Below are 17,680 nucleotides of genomic sequence, written 5' to 3' on the forward strand. Positions count from 1 at the left end.
TAGAATCCTTTGCCTTTTCTGCCTGATATTTTTAGGCTGCTCCGATTTATCGGATATTTTCTCTTCTGATGATTCCCAAGAAGTGAAGATGGCAAAAACTCACGGCTCTTATTTATTTGTTTATCTTGCCGTTCATTGCGAACGGGATATGTCATGCCGTTCCAGCGTACGCGTTAAGGGAACTCCGTCACCCAAAAGCGAATACAAATATGGATTCCATTATACATTCATCGCCGGAAACGATACCCTTGTTGCGGAATCCGACCGATTTATTGATGGTGGGGACACGTTGCCGTCTTGGAATGTTCCCGTGACAGACGGGCACGTCCGCTTTTCCCTTTTGGATAAGAAAAAGAAGCACAAGGATTACGATATCGATTTGGCTCCCTGGCTGGGGGAAGCTTCGCCTTCGCAGGATTCGGTCGCCTTTACCAATTTTGAGGTGGGTTCTAGAGTTTGCTTTTACAAGGTTCAAGGCGAATCCTACTGCCAAACCATTCAAGAAAGAACGGAAAAGATCACGGTTCCGAACGACTCCACTTTCTATCCGTTTTTCAGAGTTTGGCACGACGATTTTTACTTTGATGTCGGCAAATACACGGATGAATTATATCTTTGGCTTACTGCCTATTGGCGGTAGCCGAACTCGTTGAACCACGGTTGGTGAGCATCTCGAACCATCCTCGCGGTGGCGGAACTTTCCACTTTCGACTTCTTTCTATATTATTTTAAGATTGTATGGAAAAAGTTTTTTTCAGAATCATTTGCGTTGCGCTGTTTTTGGGATTCGCCTTCGGGTTCGTCGGCTGCAATTCCTTGGAACAGTCGGGGAGCGAAGCTCTTCAGGTCGGCGATTATGATCGGGCGATGAAAGCTTTTTCGGCTGCCCTGGACAAGCGTCCGGCAGACAGGAATGCCCGCTATGGCATGGCGCTTGCCTGTTTCGGCAAAGCGGAATCGGCGGAAAAAATCGGCCAGCATTCTGTGGAACTTTGGACACAAACCCTTTCGGAATTTGCGATTCTTGCAAAAATCGATTCTTTGCTGGCTCGGGAAATGCACTCTTCCGCCCTTTTTTATTTGGCTCGCGCCAAGGTCGAAGAAAATCCCCGGGCAAAGGTTCTCGGCATTTTGAACCGTTCCCTGGACTTGGACAGCACCAATTATTTCAGTTTGAATTTGAAAGCGCTCGTCTTGCAGAAAATGGGGGAAAACGATTTGGCGCAGAAAATTTTTACCGGAATCCTTTCCGAAAATCCAGATTTCGCTCCCGCCTATTCCAACTTGGGAAATCTGTATTGGGAACTCGGGTCCGTCGAGGACGCTTGGGACGTCTGGTCGCTGGGGGCCGCCCAGTTTCCCCAAAACCGTCATTTGCAGCGCTGGATGAAAGTGGCGGAAGACAGTTTGAAAGCGATGGAACTTCGGAAAGGAAAGTCTCGTGGACGCTGATTGGGGAAAAAGGCTTTCGGCTTTTCGTAAAATGGGCGAGGGCGGCGAAGCCGTCGTTTACCGCGCTTTGCTGGATGGGACGCACCCGGTTGTTTTGAAATGGGCGCGCGAAAGTTCTTCGGGAAATGGGGAAATGGCGGAATGGAGCGGGCTGGAATCGCCGGGCGTTGACCGCATTTTGGGCAAGGGAATTTTGAACGGTCGTCCGTTTGTCGTCTTGGAATATGTCAGAGGGGTATCGACCGCTTTGCTTGCTCCCATGCCGCCCCGCATTGCCGTAAAAATGCTGCGGCAGATTTGCAGAACTCTTTTGGCACTGTCGGACGCGGGATCTTTTCATGGGGATTTGAGCCCGGAAAACGTGCTGGTCGATGGGGAGGGAAATCCGCATCTGGTCGATGGGGGAACCGGCGTGTTGGGAACGCCGCGGTATGCGGCTCCGGAACGTTTTGAAGGTTTGGAACCGACGGAAAAAAGCGAAATGTTCAGCCTGGGCGCCCTGCTGTATTTTTGGATTGCGGGCGAACCGCTGTTTGCGGGCGAAAGCTTGGGTCTGGTAGAGAACTCCGTGTTTCAAGTGGATTCTTATGATGCTTCCATGCGTCTGTGCAGTTTGGGAAAATTGCCGCCGGAGATGCTCCGAAAATTTCGCCCCCTGTGGAAAGGGATGCTCCGGAGGTTTCCTGCGGACCGGTTCGAAGATTTGGATGAACTCGACGAAAGTCTGGAAATTGCGGAAAGCGAACTCTCTTTGGACGACTCGGCGGAAAATCGGGCAAAGGAAACGGCATGGAAAAACGAACTGGCGCTCCGGATTCGGGAGTGGGAAGCGGGCATTGCTCGGCATCCAGAAGAAAATCCGTTTCAAAGTGCGGACGGGGAAAGTTTCGGGGTGAATCGTTCCAAAAGGGTGGCACGGCTCAAAAAACTTTGCGCCGGTTTCGCGGTATTGCTGGCCGTTCTTTTTTTCTTCCTATATATATTCTTTGGAAAAACGTCTTTGCCGGATGTTGAACAGGTCGGAAAAACGATGTTGGAAAATACCCGTTCGCTGCCTGTAGATGAGTCGGCGGCGTCCTTGTCCCGAGACACTCAAGCTGTCCGTGGCATTTTGACGGATGCCGACACTCTCGCCGACGAAGTTCGCTAAAGGAGAACGGATGAATCAGGAATCGATGAAAATGTCGTCGGATTTGCTGGATATGCTTTCCCAGCTTTTGGACGAATCGACCCCGCAGGAACTGTTGCCGATGATTGCGCGGGTGGCGTGCCAGGCCTTGCGCGCCGATGCGGCTGTCTTGGAAATCCCGGCGGAACTTGCGAACGAGCCGTTCCGTTTTGCGTATCCTTCGTCCGTGGCCATTTCGTCGAGTGCGGTTCGCCGAGCTCGAGAAGAAAAAAAGGCGATTCTCTGGAATCAGGTGGATGGCGATGCCGGGGACGTTTCCAAATCGATTGTGCGGAACAGGCTGACTAGCATTATGGTGGCGCCGTTCCAGACTCTTTCGGCGGATGTGGTTTCGGGATTTTTGTATTTGCAACGGGAAGCCCGGCGGGATCCTTTCGGTGAAGAGGAGAAGAAACTTTTCGACAAGTTCGTTTCCGTTTCGGAAAAAATAGCGTTTTCCGCCTACAATCGCCAAAGCGATAGGGAAACTTTGGACGCGTTCCGCGGCGTGACTCGGAAAGGCTCCATCGTGTATGTTTCCAAAGGAATGTCGGATGTGATTTCCCAGGCGGAAAAGTTCATTGCGCTGCCGACTCCCATTATCATCCGCGGCGAAACGGGAACCGGAAAGGAAGTGCTTGCCCGCTGGATTCACAGTCAGAGTCCTCGTGCCGAAAAGCCTTTTGTCGCTATCAACTGCGGTGCCATTCCTGAAAATCTGATCGAATCCATTCTATTCGGCCATGTCAGGGGATCTTTTTCGGGCGCGATTGATACCCGCAAGGGCGTATTTGAAGAAGCGGACGGAGGGACTCTTTTTCTCGATGAAATTGGGGATCTTCCGCTGGGCATGCAGGTGAAGCTTTTGCGCGTTTTGCAGGAGCATCGGATTGCTCGAGTGGGGGACAGTCGGGAAATTCCCGTCAACGTGCGCATCATTTCGGCGACGCACGTGGATTTGGAACTGGCTATGAAGGAACACCGCTTTCGGGAAGACCTCTATTACCGCATCCAGGTGATGTCTTTGAAAATGCCGCCGCTCCGGGAACGCGGTCAGGACGTTCTTCTGCTTGCCGAAGATTTTGCCAAGCGTTACGCCTCCGAATACGGCCTTGGAAAATTCCATTTTTCCCGTGCTGCAGAAAAAGCGTTGCTCGCGTATTCCTGGCCGGGGAATGTGCGGGAGTTGGAAAATCGGATTCAAAAAGCCCTTGTTCAGGCCGAAAAATGCGTCATCCAGCCGAAAGATTTGGAACTGGATGTTTTGCGGGAAAAGGTTAAGGAGTCGCCGCGCACTTTGAAAGAATCCCGTGAAATTTCGGATCGGGCGGTCATCGACGCTTCGCTCCGCGACGCGAATGGGAATCTGACTCTGGCCGCGACGATTCTGGGAGTGGACCGCAAAGTTCTCCGCGAAATCATGGATCGCTTGAATATCCGCAAAGAAGACTATAAACGGAATTCCCCGAAGAAAAAGTAGAGGCGGCTTCTAAAAATGCCTTTTCAAAAATCGGTAGCATTAAAGCGGCTAGTTGTCAGAGATTAGCCGTTAGTTAGCCGTTAGTGAAAAGTGACTAGAGTTCAGAGCGGAGTTTTTTTCAAACGGGGCATTTTCTTTTGCAAGCTGAACTCATCTTCAAAACGTGAATTTCTTTTTCAAAGTGCATTTTTCTCGATGGCTGCGAGATGCTTCGCATTCTTTAAGTTTTGAAGGAATTTTAGAATTGAATACAGGGAAAGCTGCATAAAGAAAATACCAAATAGCGAAAGAACGGCCTCCCGATTGTCAAACTAATCGAGGCATGGTTGCTGAGCTTGTCGAAGCATGGTTGCTGCCCTTCGACAGGCACTCGCCGCTAATCGCTAATCCCTAATTCTTCCCCATTTTTCTTCTCCGGAGCGATTTTTTTTAGATGATCTAGTATGATTTTAGCTATCTTAAGCAAATAGGCATACTTTTTGCGAGAACCGCGGATATGAATAAGAATTTCTTTTGTATTTCCGTATTGTTCGGTGTCGCTCTTTTGGGGGCGGCTCGCGCTCAGTCCATGCCCGAATCCCAGGTTTCCAGTCCTGTGGAAGAGACCGTCCAGTCCGGACGCAGCCTAGATGGTACAAAGAACGCTTCTTGGGAGCAGAAACGCGCTGAACGTCGCGTTGCCCGGGAAAAACTCCTTTCCAAATTGCGGGAAAGTTCGCCGCAGGAAAAGGTTTTTATCCATGAAGCGCTTTCTAAAAAGCGAAACGAAAGTTCTCGAAATACGGGTGATTTTTCAAAAAGAGGTACGCCGCCACGCCGTATGGAAAATGAACGCCGCCAGATGAACGACAATCATCGGGCGATGAGCTCGGGAAGGGACGTGTTTGCCCCGCCTCTTCCGGAGTATGGCGACCCGAAATTCTGATCGATGGCCGCTGCTCAAAATTCATTTTCAAAAAATCGCCTGTTGCGTCTTGACTGGCTCGGCAACCGCTTCTTGACGCATCGCTCGGTCTCACGCGATTTTTCTTCGCCAAAACAATTTTTAGAAGAGGCCTGATGCGTTTCGGGTTTTCGTTCTGGTTGTTTGGAATCTGTATTCTGCTGCAAATGAATGGAGTCTTTGCCGATACGGTGCAGGATTCGCTGTTTGAAAAAGCGCTGGAAGCGGAGGATGCGGGCGACGCCGTGCAGACCATCGCACTGCTGGAAATGGCGCGTGAGCGGGAGGGAACCCATAGTGAGGAAATCCGCCAGATTTTGTCGGAATATTATGACGCTCTTGGCGTTTCGGGAACGGACTTTGGGGAGGAACGGCGGCTGCATTTTTTCTCGAAGATGGAACTGGTGGGAATTTATTATAAGGAGTTCGGCGATTCGCTGGAAGCCAGTGAATTTTCGGGAGAAGGCTACTTGTTGCTGGGCGTGGAATACAGACGTCGCTTTGGCGGTCTTCAGCATACTTGGGCGATTCGCGGAATGTCGAACCTGTTTTGGCATGAGGACGAAACCGTTTTTGACACGACTCGCTGGGTGTTCTTGCCGGTGTTGGAATATTCTCTTCAGGGGGAACGCTTTGAAGTGGATGCGGGCGCAGGCGTTCAGTTCTCGGATGGAAACGAGGCTGTTTTTTCGGGAACGCTTTCGGGAAAATTCGCCCTGTATTCCCAAGGAAATTTTCAAAACGGATTGGAACTTTTCAGTTTTTTCGATGAAAACGGGCGAGGGCGGGTGAAATTGGGCGCCTATGCTGAAAATCGACCGGCTAAAGGATTTTGGGCAAATGCGGTTTTGTCGGCGCGCTTTGACCGGGACACTTCGGTGAACGCCTATTTTTGGTATCCTAAGCCGCCTTCGGATTTTCCAATGCCCGGTGAAGATGCTGGCTTTGAATTTGGAAACGGTTTTGCGGGGGCGGATTCTGTCCGGGAACGCTATTATTATGGCAGCGATAAAAAGCTGGGTCCGGAAATCGATGGAAAAATCGGGTATCGTTTTCAGGAATTGTTTTCCTTGGAGCTTTGGGGGAATCTCTTTGTCGCCTGGAATCCCGAAGCGGACGAATGGAAAGCGGCGCAGGAAGATTTCGGCGGCGTCCCTCGTTGGAAAAATGTGACATGGAACCGGAAAACGCTTCAGGGCTTTTTTCGGTTGCAGGGTGGAATTCAAGGAGAAGTGCTGGGCGCCTATCTTTCCGTGGGAATGTTTTTCCACCGATTCTTGGATTTGCCGTCTGGACATCCCGAATACAGTGCCGACACCTATTGGATTGGCGACATGAGGATGGGCGTGTCCGCCTGTTTTTGAACGGCCTCGACGAGGCGTGTCGCTTGCTTTTCGCTGGGTGAATTGCCCCTAATTGAAAAGGAAAAGGGATTTCGGCAAACAAAATTTCTATTTTTGGCGGTATGTTTACAGGAATTATTCAAGCGACCGGCGAAATCCTTTCTTTGGAAAATCGCGGTGACGCCCTTTCGATGCGGTTGCGCTCTCCCGGATTTTTTGCCCATTGTCACGAGGGCGACAGCGTCGCCAATGATGGCGTGTGTCTGTCGGTGGAAAAGTGCACGGCGGACGAAGCGACCTTCTGCATCATGCACCAGACTGTGGAAAACACCTCTTTTAAACAGGCTTCAGTCGGAAAATGGGTCAATTTGGAATTGCCGGTTCGCGCGGATTCCTTGATGGGCGGACATTTTGTAATGGGTCACGTGGACACGGTGATTCGGGTCCTGAACGTTTTTCCTCGGGAAACCGGCGTGGAAGTGGATTTGGAACTTCCCGCGGATTTGAATCGCTATGTGATTCGCCGTGGATCGATTTCCTTGAACGGAATCAGCCTGACCGTCGCCGAAAAAAATAAAGATTCGCTTCGGGTCTGCATTATTCCAGAAACCCTTTCCCGTACGAATTTGAAGAATTGGATTCCCGGCACTCTCGTGAACGTGGAAGTGGATATGCTGGGCAAGTATATCGAAAACTATTTGAAGGACAGAAACCTTGCTGAATAAAATTGAAGACGCCATCGAAGATTTTAGAAACGGCAAATTTTTGATTGTCGTCGATGACGAAGATCGCGAAAACGAAGGCGATTTCATTATCGCCGCCGAAAAAATCACTCCGGAAAAGGTGAATTTCATGCTGCACGAAGGGCGTGGCGTCCTTTGCTGCCCCTTGCCGAAAAGCCGTTGCCGGGAATTGGAACTTTCCCGTCAGACGGTGGAAAATACTTCCGCTTTGGGAACGCCTTTCACCATCATGGTCGATAAAATCGAAGGCTGCACGACGGGGGTTTCTGCCCACGACCGCGCGGAAACGATTTTGGCTTTGGCAAATCCGAATTCGAAGCCGAGCGATTTTGGGCGTCCGGGGCACATCTCTCCGCTTTATGCGCAGGACGAAGGCGTGCTGCGCCGCGCGGGGCACACGGAAGCCGCTGTGGATTTGGCAAGGCTAGCCGGTTTTCGCCCTGCAGCCGCTCTCATTGAAATCATGAATGAAGACGGCACGATGGCTCGGATGCCGCAATTGCAGGAAGTCGCTCAAAAATTCGGGCTTAAAATTATCTCTATCAAGGATTTGATCGAATACCGTCTGCGCACGGAATCATTTGTGGAGCGTATCGCTGCGCCGAATGTGCCGACTCGGTTTGGGCTGTTCCGCGCTTATGGCTATCGCAGCAAAACGGATGGCTCGGAGCACGTCGCCTGGGTTTCTGGCGAATTGGATTTTTCAAAACCCGTTTATGTGCGCGTTCACAGCGAATGTCTCACCGGAGACATCTTCGGTTCAAAGCGTTGCGATTGCGGAGCCCAACTGGAAAGCGCCATGCGCTTTATCGGCAAGAACGGCGGCGTTTTCCTTTACATGAGAAATCAGGAAGGTCGGGGTATCGGCCTCTGCAACAAGCTCCGCGCTTATGAATTGCAGGAGCAGGGATTGGATACGGTGGAAGCAAACCGTCGTCTCGGGTTTAAACCGGATCTTCGGGAATATGGAATCGGGGCGCAGATTTTAAAAGATTTAGGAGTTCGCCGGATGCGTCTTTTGACAAATAACCCGGCAAAGGTGACTGGCATCGAAGGCTACGGACTTGAAATCGTAGAACGCGTACCTATCGAGATTCCTCCGACTCCGGAAGATCGTTTTTATCTGCAAACCAAAAAAGAAAAGATGGGACACATCTTGAATAATCTGAACGAATAAGGGCGTTCCTTTTATGAAAAACGAAGTCAATGTTTTTAAAAAGCGTCTTGCGGGAAATGGAATGAAAATCGCCATTGCCGTCGCGGACTTCAATACGACAGTGACCGAAAGCCTTCTTTCCGGGGCTATTGCCAAATTGGAAGAAGTCGGCGTTGAAGCGTCGGCGATTTCTGTCGCCCATGTTCCGGGAGCTTTTGAACTTCCTGGAGTCGCCAAGCGCTTTGTGGATTCTCAAAAATTTGATGCAGTGATTGTTCTTGGGGCTGTGATTCGCGGAGAAACGCCGCATTTCGATTGCGTGGTGAATGCCGTGACGAGCGGCATTGCGAATCTGGCGGCTGCTGGGCAGATCCCGGTTATTTTCGGCGTGCTGACGACGGATACCGTGGATCAGGCGATGGCGCGCTCCGGGCTCAAGGGTGGCAATAAGGGCACTGATTGTGCCGAAAGCGCTGTGGAAATGGTGAATCTTTACAAGGAACTCGCATGACCTCTTTCGGTATCAGCAAAAGAAGTGCTCGGGTTTTTGCCATGGAACTTCTGTATGCCATGGAATTGACCAAACAGCCCGTCGGCAAATGCGTGGACGGCATTTTGGACAGTATGCGGGCAGCGTCCAAAAAAGAACTTGCCGCCGAAATGAAACGCTACGGCATGTCGCTGGTGGATTTGATTCAGGAGCATCGCGCAGAACTCGACGCTCTCTTGGAAGAATATTCGCAAGGTTGGTCGCTGGATCGTTTGGCGATTCTGGACCGTCTGCTCTTGTACATCGCACTTACGGAACTCCAATACAAGCCGGATGTTCCCGTGAAGGTTGTCATCAATGAAGCCGTGGAAATCGCCAATAAATTCAGCACGGAAAACTCTTCTCGTTTTATCAACGGAATTTTGAACCAGTTTGCCCGAAGCAAGGGAATGCTCGCTTCGGATAATCAGGAGGAACGCTCAAAGTGAAAAAAATATCGGAAAATCTGCTGAAGTATATGACGGCGGGACTCGCTGCCGTTGTTGCTTTTATTGTTTACGCCATGACGATGGCGCCGACGGTGAGTTTCTGGGATTGCGGTGAATTTATCGCCTGCTCGAATATTTTAGGCATTCCGCACCCTCCTGGAACGCCGTTTTTTGTACTGCTTTCTCGAGCGGTCATTCTCGCACTTCCGTTTGTGGAAGAAATCGCGAAACGCGTCAATTACATTTCCGTATTCTGTTCCGCGGCGACGGTTTTTGTCACTTCGCTTTTTGCGTGGGACTTCTTGGCGAAAATCCTTTCCAAAGACAGTCTGGTGGACAGGGTTTCGGCGGGATTTCGCAAGCTGATTCTCTTCACGGCGGCTTTGACTGCCGGAACTTTGCTGACGTTCAGCGATACTTTCTGGTTCAATGCGGTTGAAGCCGAAGTTTACGGCTTTGCCATGTTCATCGTGATGCTGGTTTCTTACCTGGCGTTCAAATGGCTCGACCACAAGGACGACGGTTGGGGTAATCGGATTCTCATCTTTATTTGCTACATCGCTTTTGTCGGTGTCGGGGCGCATCTGTACACCCTTCTCACCATTCCCGCCGTTTTCGCTCTGTTGCTTTTGGCGGAGCCCAAGAAAATCGTTTCGCGGATTCCCGTCTGGATTACCGGCACGCTGCTTTGCTCGGTCATTTATGCGGTTTCCAGTTTTATCGCGATAGCGATTGCGTCGGCCTTTGTGCTGGGCGTGCTAGTTCTTGCTCGGGTGGGTTCGCTCGAAGTGAAAAAGAGTTTCCGCCTTTCCTTTGCCTTTGCGCTGGTCGCCCTTTTGGGTTATAGCTCGCATCTTTATTTGCCTATTCGTTCGGAACTGAATCCGGCAATCGACGAAAATGATCCCGAAATCAATTTCAAGGACGAACAGGGAAATCTGCAGCTGGGGAATCTTTTGGATTCCAAGAACTGGAAATCCTTCAACGATTTTGTCGAGCGCAAGCAATACGGTTCCGAAAGCATGTTGAGCCGAGCAATGCACCGCCGCGCTCGCACGGCGCACCAATTCCTCTCTTTCCCGAATATGGGCTATGGCGGATATCAGATCGCGCAGTATTTGCCGTTCAAAGTCGGCGGGGTTTCTTTTGGAAATGGAACGTATGTTTTTGACCCGTCGGAAAACGAGCCTCTGGAACGTTTCGGCTTTTATTTCCCCACCCAGATGCAGCTGATGGGCGATAACGTCCCGGCGCAGCTGATTTGGTTCTTACTTTTTAACGGGGCGATTCTCGCTGTTTGCGTGTTCTCTTACCGTCGGAGCAAAAAGCTCGGCGTTTATTTGGGCATTCTGTACGCGCTATGTTCGTTCGGGCTTCTTTTCTATGTGAATTTTGCCGATGGCACGCGTATGGATTCTTCAAGGGATTTCAATTACTGGAAGTCGGCGATGGAATCGAACGTCCGCGATCTGAAACAGGCGGGAATTTCCATTCCGTCGGTTCCGAATCCGAACGCTCTGATCGATGCCCGCCAGAATATCGAGCATGCCAAGATGGCTTTGAATACGCTGCGCTACCGCAACGCATCGGCTTCGGAAATCTCGACTGCGGAACAGAAATTGCACGCATTGGAAAGCGCTCCGATCTGGCAGAGCTGGAAGCTAATAGAAGCCGCCTATGCCAAAGTGGGACGCCGCGCGCCATTCCCGGAAACGGTGCACATCGAGGTCCGTGAACGGGATTATTTCTATACGCCGGCCTTTATTTTTATGAGCCTGATTTTTGGCGTGGGCGTCGGCATTCTGGTTTATCTGCTGGCGATCAAGGCTTCTGCGTTTGCGGCTCCGGTCGCGGTGGCGTTTATTGCCATCTGTTCCGTAATCCCGTGCATTTCGAATTACCGCGAACACGACCGCTCCGGCCTTTGGGTCCCGTGGGATTATGCGTATAACCTGCTGATGAGCTGCCGTCCGAACGCGATTCTGTTTACGAACGGCGACAATGATACTTTCCCGCTGTGGTTTGCCCAGCAAGTTGCGGGAGTCCGCAAGGATGTCCGGGTGGTGAACCTCTCTTTGGGCAATACGGACTGGTATATCAAACAGATGCTGACCCAGGAACCGATTCTCAAGTTGAGCTACGACAAGGAAGGCATTGAAAAGCGCATGGCGATCGGCGATTTGAACGAGCGTAACCCGGAACACTACACGCAGACATGGATTGCCAAAGCGGATAGGGCTATTCCGGCATTGCAGAGTCGAATTGCCAACATGACGGACTCCACAGGGGCGGCAAAGCCCGATGCGGATACCCTCAAGCTCAAGCAGTACCGCGTGATGCTGCAGGTCTATTCCGCATTCAAGGAATGGCAAGCGAAATCGCACGTCGGTCTGATGCTCACCCAGTATAAGCTGGTTCTGGACTTGGCGATGAACAATGTGGATCGACCGCTGCATTTTTCGACGACGGTCGGACAGTCCAATTTTATGGGGCTGGAAAAATACATGGTTCAGGAAGGCATGATTTTCAACCTGATGCAGGGTGACACGACGGACAGGCGTTCTGTAAATCAGGATTTCGATTTGGAAAGAACCGCCTACTTGATCGACAGCGTTTACAAGTTCCGCGGCTTGGGCGATGGCACGGCTTACATCGATGGAGAAACGACGCGTTTGCTTTCTAGCTACACTTCGCTTTATTTGCAAATCGCTTTCCAAGTGCGAGAAAATATCGTGGCTTTGCTGCAAAACGCTCCGCTCACAACTTCAAAGAAACAGCAGATAGACGCCTTGGTCGAAAAGGCTCTGCATTTCTTGGACAAGGGCATTGCGCAATTCCCCGAAGAATGGCGTTGCTATTGGGCAGCTTCCTATATTCTGGAGCCGGTTCGCGAGAAAAAGCGGGCTTTGGAATACTTGGATAAGGGACTTAAAAATGTGTCGGTTTTTGACGAGCAGGGACGTGCCCGTCTAGAAATAAACCGCCAGTCTTTTGAATCGATGCCGGATATGCCGCTTGCGGTTGTTCCGGATTCGGTGGCGGTTTCGGATTCTTCGGCCTTGCCTACCAAATAAGAGCGCTCTAGGAATTTTGTATGGATTTAAGTCTGGTCATTCCCGTCAAAGATGAAGCGGAAAATCTGCCGCCTTTGATGGAAGAAATCGTCGCAGCGATAACGCCGACGGGAAAAACGTTTGAAGTCATCGTCATCGATGACGGGAGCCGAGACGCTTCGTGGAGCATCCTTTTGGACTTGGCGAAGAAATACGAATTCTTGCGACTCTTTCGGTTCCAGTTTAATTGCGGAAAAGCGGACGCCCTTTCTTTGGGCTTCTCGAAAAGCCGTGGCGATTTGATTGCGACTTTGGACGGGGACCTTCAGGACGATCCTCGCGAAATTCCCAAAATGATGAAAATCCTTGACGACGGTTACGATTTGGTTTCTGGCTGGAAAGTGCGTCGGCATGATCCGTGGCACAAGACTTGGCCGTCAAAGCTTTTTAATTTGACAGTCTCCTTGATTTGCGGCAAGCGTCTGCACGATTTTAATTGCGGCATTAAATTGTACCGGAGTTCGGTCGTCCGCTTTATCAATTTGTATGGGGATTTTCACCGTTTCATCCCGGTGATGGCGAAGTGGCAGGGCGCGCGGATTACCGAAATGCCTGTCGCTCATCGCGCTCGGGTTCACGGAACATCCAAATACGGGGTTTCCCGCTTGGTTTCGGGATTCTTGGATTTGCTGACATTGCTTTTCTTGAGTCGGTTTGCGACAAAGCCCTTGCATTTCTTTGGACTTTTCGGGCTCTTGTTTTTGCTTTTTGGCGGCGGAGTCTTCGGCTATTTCGGGTGGGAGTGGTTCCGAACGGGAGCTTTGCATTTGCGCCCGCTCATCGTTGTTGGCGGCTTTTCGCTTTTAATGGGCGTTCAGTTTTTTTCGCTGGGCTTTTTGGCGGAACTTTTCAACCGCAATAAAAAGCAACGCTATCCGATTGCGGAAACGGTTCGTGGAAACATGGATTTATCGTTGGAGGAAAGCGCATGAATTATCCCAAAAGTCTGGTCATCATTCCGACGTACAACGAAAAAGACAACATTTCGTTGATTATTCCGGCGGCATTGGCGCAAGATCCTTGCTTGGAAGTTTTGATTGTGGATGACGGCTCTCCGGATGGGACGGGGGACATTGTCGAAAAGATGGCTGCGGAAAATGCGAAGGTTCACCTTTTGCGTCGTCCGGGAAAAATGGGACTGGGTTCTGCTTATGTCGCCGGCTTTCGCTGGGCTTTGGAACGGGACTTTGAACGCGTCTTTGAAATGGACGCCGATTTCAGTCACAATCCCGAAGATTTGCCGCGATTTCTTGCGGCGGCAGAAGAAGCGGACTTGGTTCTCGGCAGCCGTTACAATGAAAAGAAACTCGGCGTGGTGAATTGGGATTGGAAACGTCTTCTTCTCAGCTATTTTGCCAACCTTTACACGAGAATCGTGACTGGGCTTCCCGTAAAAGATGCGACTGGCGGTTTTAAATGCTTTCGGCGTTCCGCGTTGGAATCGCTTGACCTTTCGGGCATGAAAAGCGACGGCTACTGCTTTCAAATCGAGACGACTTTTAAAATTTGGAAGAAAGGGCTTCGCGTCAAGGAAATCCCGATTGTTTTTACAGATCGCATTCGCGGCGTTTCCAAGATGAGCGGGGGAATTATTTCCGAGGCGTTTTTTCTGGTGTTGAAGCTCCGTTTCAAACGCTCTTGATGGAGATGGTCGATGGAAGCTCCGTACTCCTGTTCTGTGATTATTGTCGCTTATAATTCCCGGGATTATATTCCGGCTTGTCTTTCTTCGGTGACGAGCGCTCTGGAAAATATCGATTCCGAAATTATTGTCGTGGATAACGGTTCGCCGGTTCCGATTTTGCCCGCGCAAAAACAAGCGTTCCCTCAAGTCAAGTGGGTGGGCAGTTCGGAAAATTTGGGATTTGGAAAAGGCTGTAATCTGGCAGCTCGCTCGGCAACCAAGGACGTTCTGTTTTTTGTCAATCCCGACACGGTCGTATCCAAGGAAACCTTTGCGAAAACGTTGTCTTATATGGCATCGAAAGCGGATGCGGGGGCCGTCGGCTGTAAAATTTTGAACGGAGATGGAACGTTGCAGTGGGCTTGCCGCCGCTCTTTTCCTTCGCCATTTGCGGCCATTTGCAAAACGATCGGCCTCTCTGCTCTCTTTCCCAAAAGCAAACTTTTTGCTTCGTATAACATGACGTATTTGAACCCGGATGAAGAAACTCCCGTCGATGCGGTGAGCGGTTCTTTTCTGGGCGTCAAGCGCAGCACTTTTGAACAGCTGGGCGGCTTTGACGAAGACTACTTTATGTACGGCGAGGATTTGGACATTTGCCTGCGGATAAAAAAGCTGGGGTTCAACAATTACTATTATCCGGGGACGAGCATTCTGCATTTTAAGGGGCAGAGCAGCAAAACCAGACGCTTCCGCACCTTTGTGGAATTTTACTTGGCGATGATTATTTTTGCCAAGAAACACCACAATTATCATCTGCCGACTTTTGTCATTGCTTTGGGCATTTTTTTCGCTTCGCTTGTCGGCGTTTTTTCTCGTCTGGTTCCCCAGTGGTGGAAAATGCTGGTCGATATTTTTTGCGTTGGCTTGTGCGCTTTCGGCTACTCTTACCATACGGAAATTTCGGGGCATTTATTCGGGGTGCTCGCTTTATCCATTTGGCTTCCGATGGTCGCCGCCGGGGATTATGTCTCGCCCAAGCTCGCGGGATTTTCTCTTTTCAAATTTTTGTTGCCGTTTTCCGCCATCGGGGTTCTGGTCTCGGTATTTTTGCTGAACGCGGACTGGGTGATTTCTATCGCCGCCCTGACATCGGTCTTGGCTTGCGTCTTTTGGCGAAGGCTTTTGTTCTGGCTCCGCTATTTTTATCGGATTTTTTCGGGAAACGCAAAACGTTCCATTCTGCTCGGCGGGACGACCGACGCGCTTTCATGCTGGTTTGACCGCTATCATTTGAAAACCGGTTTGAACATCCTGGGCTGCGTCACGAATAATCCGGAGCGAGTTTCAGAAGAAAACCGAGAACATCTTTTGGGAGGATTTGAACAGCTGTCAGCGATTTGCAGACGAACGGGCTGCAAGGAGTTGCTGGTTCTTTCGGATGCCAATGGCTTTCGGGAAAATTATGACAAGGATTTGATTGCGGCTCTGGGAATCCGTCCGAAGTTGTTAATCGGGACGGAAAATAACACAAATTACGCCGTAGTGGATCTAAATTACTTTTGCTGACAGATTCAAATAAGAAAAAGAATTATTTTTAGAGAAGTCAAAAAGGTGAATTATGGATTCTGAAATGCTTTCGATTTTGTGCACTCCCGATACCCGGGAACCCCTTGAAGGGGCTTCTGAAGAGTTGCTTTTAAACGTCAATGAGAAAATCGCTCAGGGAACTGTAAAGACTGCGGGAGGAACACTTGTGTCCGAAACTCTCGAAGAGGCCCTGGTTTCTAAAGATGGAAAAAAAATCTACCCTGTAAAAAACGGAATTCCCATTCTTTTGGCGGATGAAGCGATTGCGTTATAAGTTTTAGGATTGAGGTAAATATGGCAACAACGGTTGAATTTCTGCGCAAGTCGATAGGCAAAAAGAAACAGTCGATGGCTTTTGCATGGCTTGCCGATTTGATGCGTCAACGCGGTGATTTAGACGAAGCGTTGCAGTGTGCCAGGTCGGGGCTTGCCGCTTTTCCGGAAAGTTTAGAAGGGCGTTTAGTTCTTTCGCAAATTTTAGAAGAGAAGCAGGATTGGGACGGCGTTATCGAAGCGTGCGAATATGTCCTTCTTCGCAACACCTATTGCCTTTCCGCTCTACGCCGGATGTATGTTGCCTACGCTGCCAAGGAAGATTTGGCAAACCGGAATCGCTATTATCAGATGTTGCGTGATTTGGATCCGTTCTGGAAAGAGCCGGCAATCGATGAGGCTTTGGAACAGCAGATGAGCGCACTTGAAATGCCAGTGGAAACGACCGCAGCTGTCGCCATCGAAGATACTTCTTTGGATAAATTGCTTCAGGAACAGCCGTTGGATTTGCCCGTTGCAGAAGAACCTTTGCTTGAAAAAAGTCTGGAAGTTGCTTCAGAACAATCGGCGGTGGAAGAAGAGGACCCGTTTGCTTCTTTCGCTTCCATGACGCCTACGGATGATGAAAACGACGGCGAAGTCTCGTTCAACGATTTGGAACACAGTTTGAACGATGCGATTGCGGGTTTTGCTCCGACCAATACAGAAAAGGATTTTTTCCCTGTCGATGAAATTGAAGGGAATGATATTTCGGCAGCTTTATCGGGAATTTTTGGAACGCAGGAAACGGAATCCGAAACGTTGCCGGAAGAAAAGGCAATGGGGGCGGTTGAAGAGGCTTCGCCCGAGTCTTTCACCGTTCCCAAAGCGGAAGATAAACCGCAGACTCTTTCCGATGCTTTTGATGATATTTTTGGCGAAGATGAATTGCCGGAAGAATTTGTGCCGACAAAATCTGCTCCGTCAAACGAAAACGTTTCTCCTACCGCCGAATCCATAGAGTTGCCGCCAACGACCGGCGCGGAAACTCCCGCAGAAACTTCTCCCTCGGCATCCGGCGAGACATTGGACTTGGACACGGACGTTTCCCAATCCTTCGACAGTCTTTTCGGTAAGGACAGCGACGACATTCCGACCGAATCCATAGAGTTGCCGACAACGAGCAGCGTGGAAACTCCCGCAGAAACAGCACCGGCATCACCCAGCGAGACATTGGACTTGGACACAGACGTTTCCCAATCCTTCGACAGTCTCTTTGGCAAGGACAGCGACGACGTTCCGGTAGAATCCTTGGAGTTGCCGCCAACGACCGGCGCGGAAACTCCCGCAGAAACTTCTCCCTCGGCATCCGGCGAGACATTGGACTTGGACACGGACGTTTCCCAATCCTTCGACAGTCTTTTCGGTAAGGACAGCGACGACATTCCGACCGAATCCATAGAGTTGCCGACAACGAGCAGCGTGGAAACTCCCGCAGAAACAGCACCGGCATCACCCAGCGAGACATTGGACTTGGACACAGACGTTTCCCAATCCTTCGACAGTCTCTTTGGCAAGGACAGCGACGACGTTCTCGCCGAATCCTTGGAGTTGCCGACAACGAGCAGCGTGGAAACTCCCGCAGAAGCAGCTCCGGCAGCACCCAGTGACACATTGGACTTGGGTGCGGATGTTTCCCAATCCTTCGACAGTCTTTTCGGTAAGGAGAGCGACGACGTTCCGGTAGAATCCTTGGAGTTGCCGCCAGCTGCCAGCGTGGAAACTCCCGCAGAAACTTCTCCCTCGGCATCCGGCGAGACTTTGGACTTGGATGCGGA

At 50.5% G+C, this 17,680-nt stretch carries 16 protein-coding genes and 1 pseudogene; all 17 read left to right on the top strand.

What is annotated here, in order from left to right; translation table 11 throughout:
• A partial coding sequence (locus B5D40_RS13005) for a hypothetical protein (protein ID WP_234978176.1) occupies positions 1-640 on the top strand: 640 nt, incomplete at its 5' end.
• Positions 641-738: 98 nt separating this feature from the next.
• A complete protein-coding gene (locus B5D40_RS13010) occupies positions 739-1,452 on the top strand; it encodes a tetratricopeptide repeat protein (RefSeq protein WP_078777257.1) in 714 nt (237 codons plus the stop codon).
• Positions 1,442-2,602: a protein kinase domain-containing protein gene (locus B5D40_RS13015; protein WP_078777258.1), complete on the top strand. Its 1,161-nt coding sequence runs from the start codon at positions 1,442-1,444 to the stop codon at positions 2,600-2,602. Before B5D40_RS13010 ends, B5D40_RS13015 begins: the two co-directional genes overlap by 11 nt.
• 10 nt (positions 2,603-2,612) lie before the next feature.
• Positions 2,613-4,100: a sigma-54 interaction domain-containing protein gene (locus B5D40_RS13020; protein WP_078777265.1), complete on the top strand. Its 1,488-nt coding sequence runs from the start codon at positions 2,613-2,615 to the stop codon at positions 4,098-4,100.
• Between the two features lie 496 nt (positions 4,101-4,596).
• Complete coding sequence (locus tag B5D40_RS13025; protein ID WP_078777259.1) at positions 4,597-5,025, top strand: hypothetical protein; 429 nt, start codon at positions 4,597-4,599, stop codon at positions 5,023-5,025.
• 3 nt (positions 5,026-5,028) lie between these two features.
• Positions 5,029-5,160: a hypothetical protein gene (locus B5D40_RS16340; RefSeq protein WP_255404492.1), complete on the top strand. Its 132-nt coding sequence runs from the start codon at positions 5,029-5,031 to the stop codon at positions 5,158-5,160.
• Positions 5,160-6,407: a hypothetical protein gene (locus tag B5D40_RS13030; RefSeq protein WP_078777260.1), complete on the top strand. Its 1,248-nt coding sequence runs from the start codon at positions 5,160-5,162 to the stop codon at positions 6,405-6,407. Before B5D40_RS16340 ends, B5D40_RS13030 begins: the two co-directional genes overlap by 1 nt.
• Before the next feature lie 101 nt (positions 6,408-6,508).
• Positions 6,509-7,111 carry a riboflavin synthase gene (locus B5D40_RS13035; RefSeq protein ID WP_078777266.1) on the top strand — a complete coding sequence of 201 codons (603 nt, stop codon included), beginning with the start codon at positions 6,509-6,511 and terminating at the stop codon, positions 7,109-7,111.
• A complete protein-coding gene (locus tag B5D40_RS13040; RefSeq protein WP_073305587.1) occupies positions 7,101-8,306 on the top strand; it encodes a bifunctional 3,4-dihydroxy-2-butanone-4-phosphate synthase/GTP cyclohydrolase II in 1,206 nt (401 codons plus the stop codon). Before B5D40_RS13035 ends, B5D40_RS13040 begins: the two co-directional genes overlap by 11 nt.
• 13 nt (positions 8,307-8,319) lie before the next feature.
• Positions 8,320-8,796 (top strand): 6,7-dimethyl-8-ribityllumazine synthase, encoded by a 477-nt coding sequence (ribH, locus tag B5D40_RS13045; RefSeq protein ID WP_078777261.1) that lies wholly within the window; start codon positions 8,320-8,322, stop codon positions 8,794-8,796.
• Positions 8,793-9,263 (top strand): transcription antitermination factor NusB, encoded by a 471-nt coding sequence (gene nusB / locus B5D40_RS13050; RefSeq protein ID WP_073305583.1) that lies wholly within the window; start codon positions 8,793-8,795, stop codon positions 9,261-9,263. The genes ribH and nusB overlap by 4 nt, the downstream gene beginning before the upstream one ends.
• A gap of 29 nt (positions 9,264-9,292) precedes the next feature.
• Positions 9,293-12,337, top strand: coding sequence for a glycosyltransferase family 117 protein (locus B5D40_RS13055; RefSeq protein ID WP_078777267.1), 3,045 nt, complete (start codon positions 9,293-9,295; stop codon positions 12,335-12,337).
• Between the two features lie 20 nt (positions 12,338-12,357).
• Positions 12,358-13,308 carry a glycosyltransferase family 2 protein gene (locus B5D40_RS13060; protein ID WP_078777262.1) on the top strand — a complete coding sequence of 317 codons (951 nt, stop codon included), beginning with the start codon at positions 12,358-12,360 and terminating at the stop codon, positions 13,306-13,308.
• Positions 13,305-14,018 carry a polyprenol monophosphomannose synthase gene (locus B5D40_RS13065; protein WP_073305579.1) on the top strand — a complete coding sequence of 238 codons (714 nt, stop codon included), beginning with the start codon at positions 13,305-13,307 and terminating at the stop codon, positions 14,016-14,018. Before B5D40_RS13060 ends, B5D40_RS13065 begins: the two co-directional genes overlap by 4 nt.
• A gap of 12 nt (positions 14,019-14,030) precedes the next feature.
• A complete protein-coding gene (locus B5D40_RS13070) occupies positions 14,031-15,569 on the top strand; it encodes a glycosyltransferase (protein WP_078777263.1) in 1,539 nt (512 codons plus the stop codon).
• Positions 15,570-15,621: 52 nt separating this feature from the next.
• Positions 15,622-15,864, top strand: a complete 243-nt coding sequence (locus tag B5D40_RS13075) for a Trm112 family protein (protein WP_233134346.1) — start codon at positions 15,622-15,624, stop codon at positions 15,862-15,864.
• A gap of 20 nt (positions 15,865-15,884) precedes the next feature.
• Positions 15,885-17,680: pseudogene (locus B5D40_RS13080) on the top strand (tetratricopeptide repeat protein); the annotation flags it as partial.

Source organism: Fibrobacter intestinalis (assembly GCF_900167415.1).
Classification (GTDB): domain Bacteria; phylum Fibrobacterota; class Fibrobacteria; order Fibrobacterales; family Fibrobacteraceae; genus Hallerella; species Hallerella intestinalis.

Excerpts from the sequence above, each read along its gene's own strand:
- B5D40_RS13010 (WP_078777257.1), top strand. The coding sequence starts at position 739 with ATGGAAAAAGTTTTTTTCAGAATCATTTGCGTTGCGCTGTTTTTGGGA.
- B5D40_RS13020 (WP_078777265.1), top strand. The coding sequence starts at position 2,613 with ATGAATCAGGAATCGATGAAAATGTCGTCGGATTTGCTGGATATGCTT.
- B5D40_RS13025 (WP_078777259.1), top strand. The coding sequence starts at position 4,597 with ATGAATAAGAATTTCTTTTGTATTTCCGTATTGTTCGGTGTCGCTCTT.
- B5D40_RS16340 (WP_255404492.1), top strand. The coding sequence starts at position 5,029 with ATGGCCGCTGCTCAAAATTCATTTTCAAAAAATCGCCTGTTGCGTCTT.
- B5D40_RS13030 (WP_078777260.1), top strand. The coding sequence starts at position 5,160 with ATGCGTTTCGGGTTTTCGTTCTGGTTGTTTGGAATCTGTATTCTGCTG.
- B5D40_RS13035 (WP_078777266.1), top strand. The coding sequence starts at position 6,509 with ATGTTTACAGGAATTATTCAAGCGACCGGCGAAATCCTTTCTTTGGAA.
- ribH (WP_078777261.1), top strand. The coding sequence starts at position 8,320 with ATGAAAAACGAAGTCAATGTTTTTAAAAAGCGTCTTGCGGGAAATGGA.
- nusB (WP_073305583.1), top strand. The coding sequence starts at position 8,793 with ATGACCTCTTTCGGTATCAGCAAAAGAAGTGCTCGGGTTTTTGCCATG.
- B5D40_RS13055 (WP_078777267.1), top strand. The coding sequence starts at position 9,293 with ATGACGGCGGGACTCGCTGCCGTTGTTGCTTTTATTGTTTACGCCATG.
- B5D40_RS13060 (WP_078777262.1), top strand. The coding sequence starts at position 12,358 with ATGGATTTAAGTCTGGTCATTCCCGTCAAAGATGAAGCGGAAAATCTG.
- B5D40_RS13065 (WP_073305579.1), top strand. The coding sequence starts at position 13,305 with ATGAATTATCCCAAAAGTCTGGTCATCATTCCGACGTACAACGAAAAA.
- B5D40_RS13070 (WP_078777263.1), top strand. The coding sequence starts at position 14,031 with ATGGAAGCTCCGTACTCCTGTTCTGTGATTATTGTCGCTTATAATTCC.
- B5D40_RS13075 (WP_233134346.1), top strand. The coding sequence starts at position 15,622 with ATGGATTCTGAAATGCTTTCGATTTTGTGCACTCCCGATACCCGGGAA.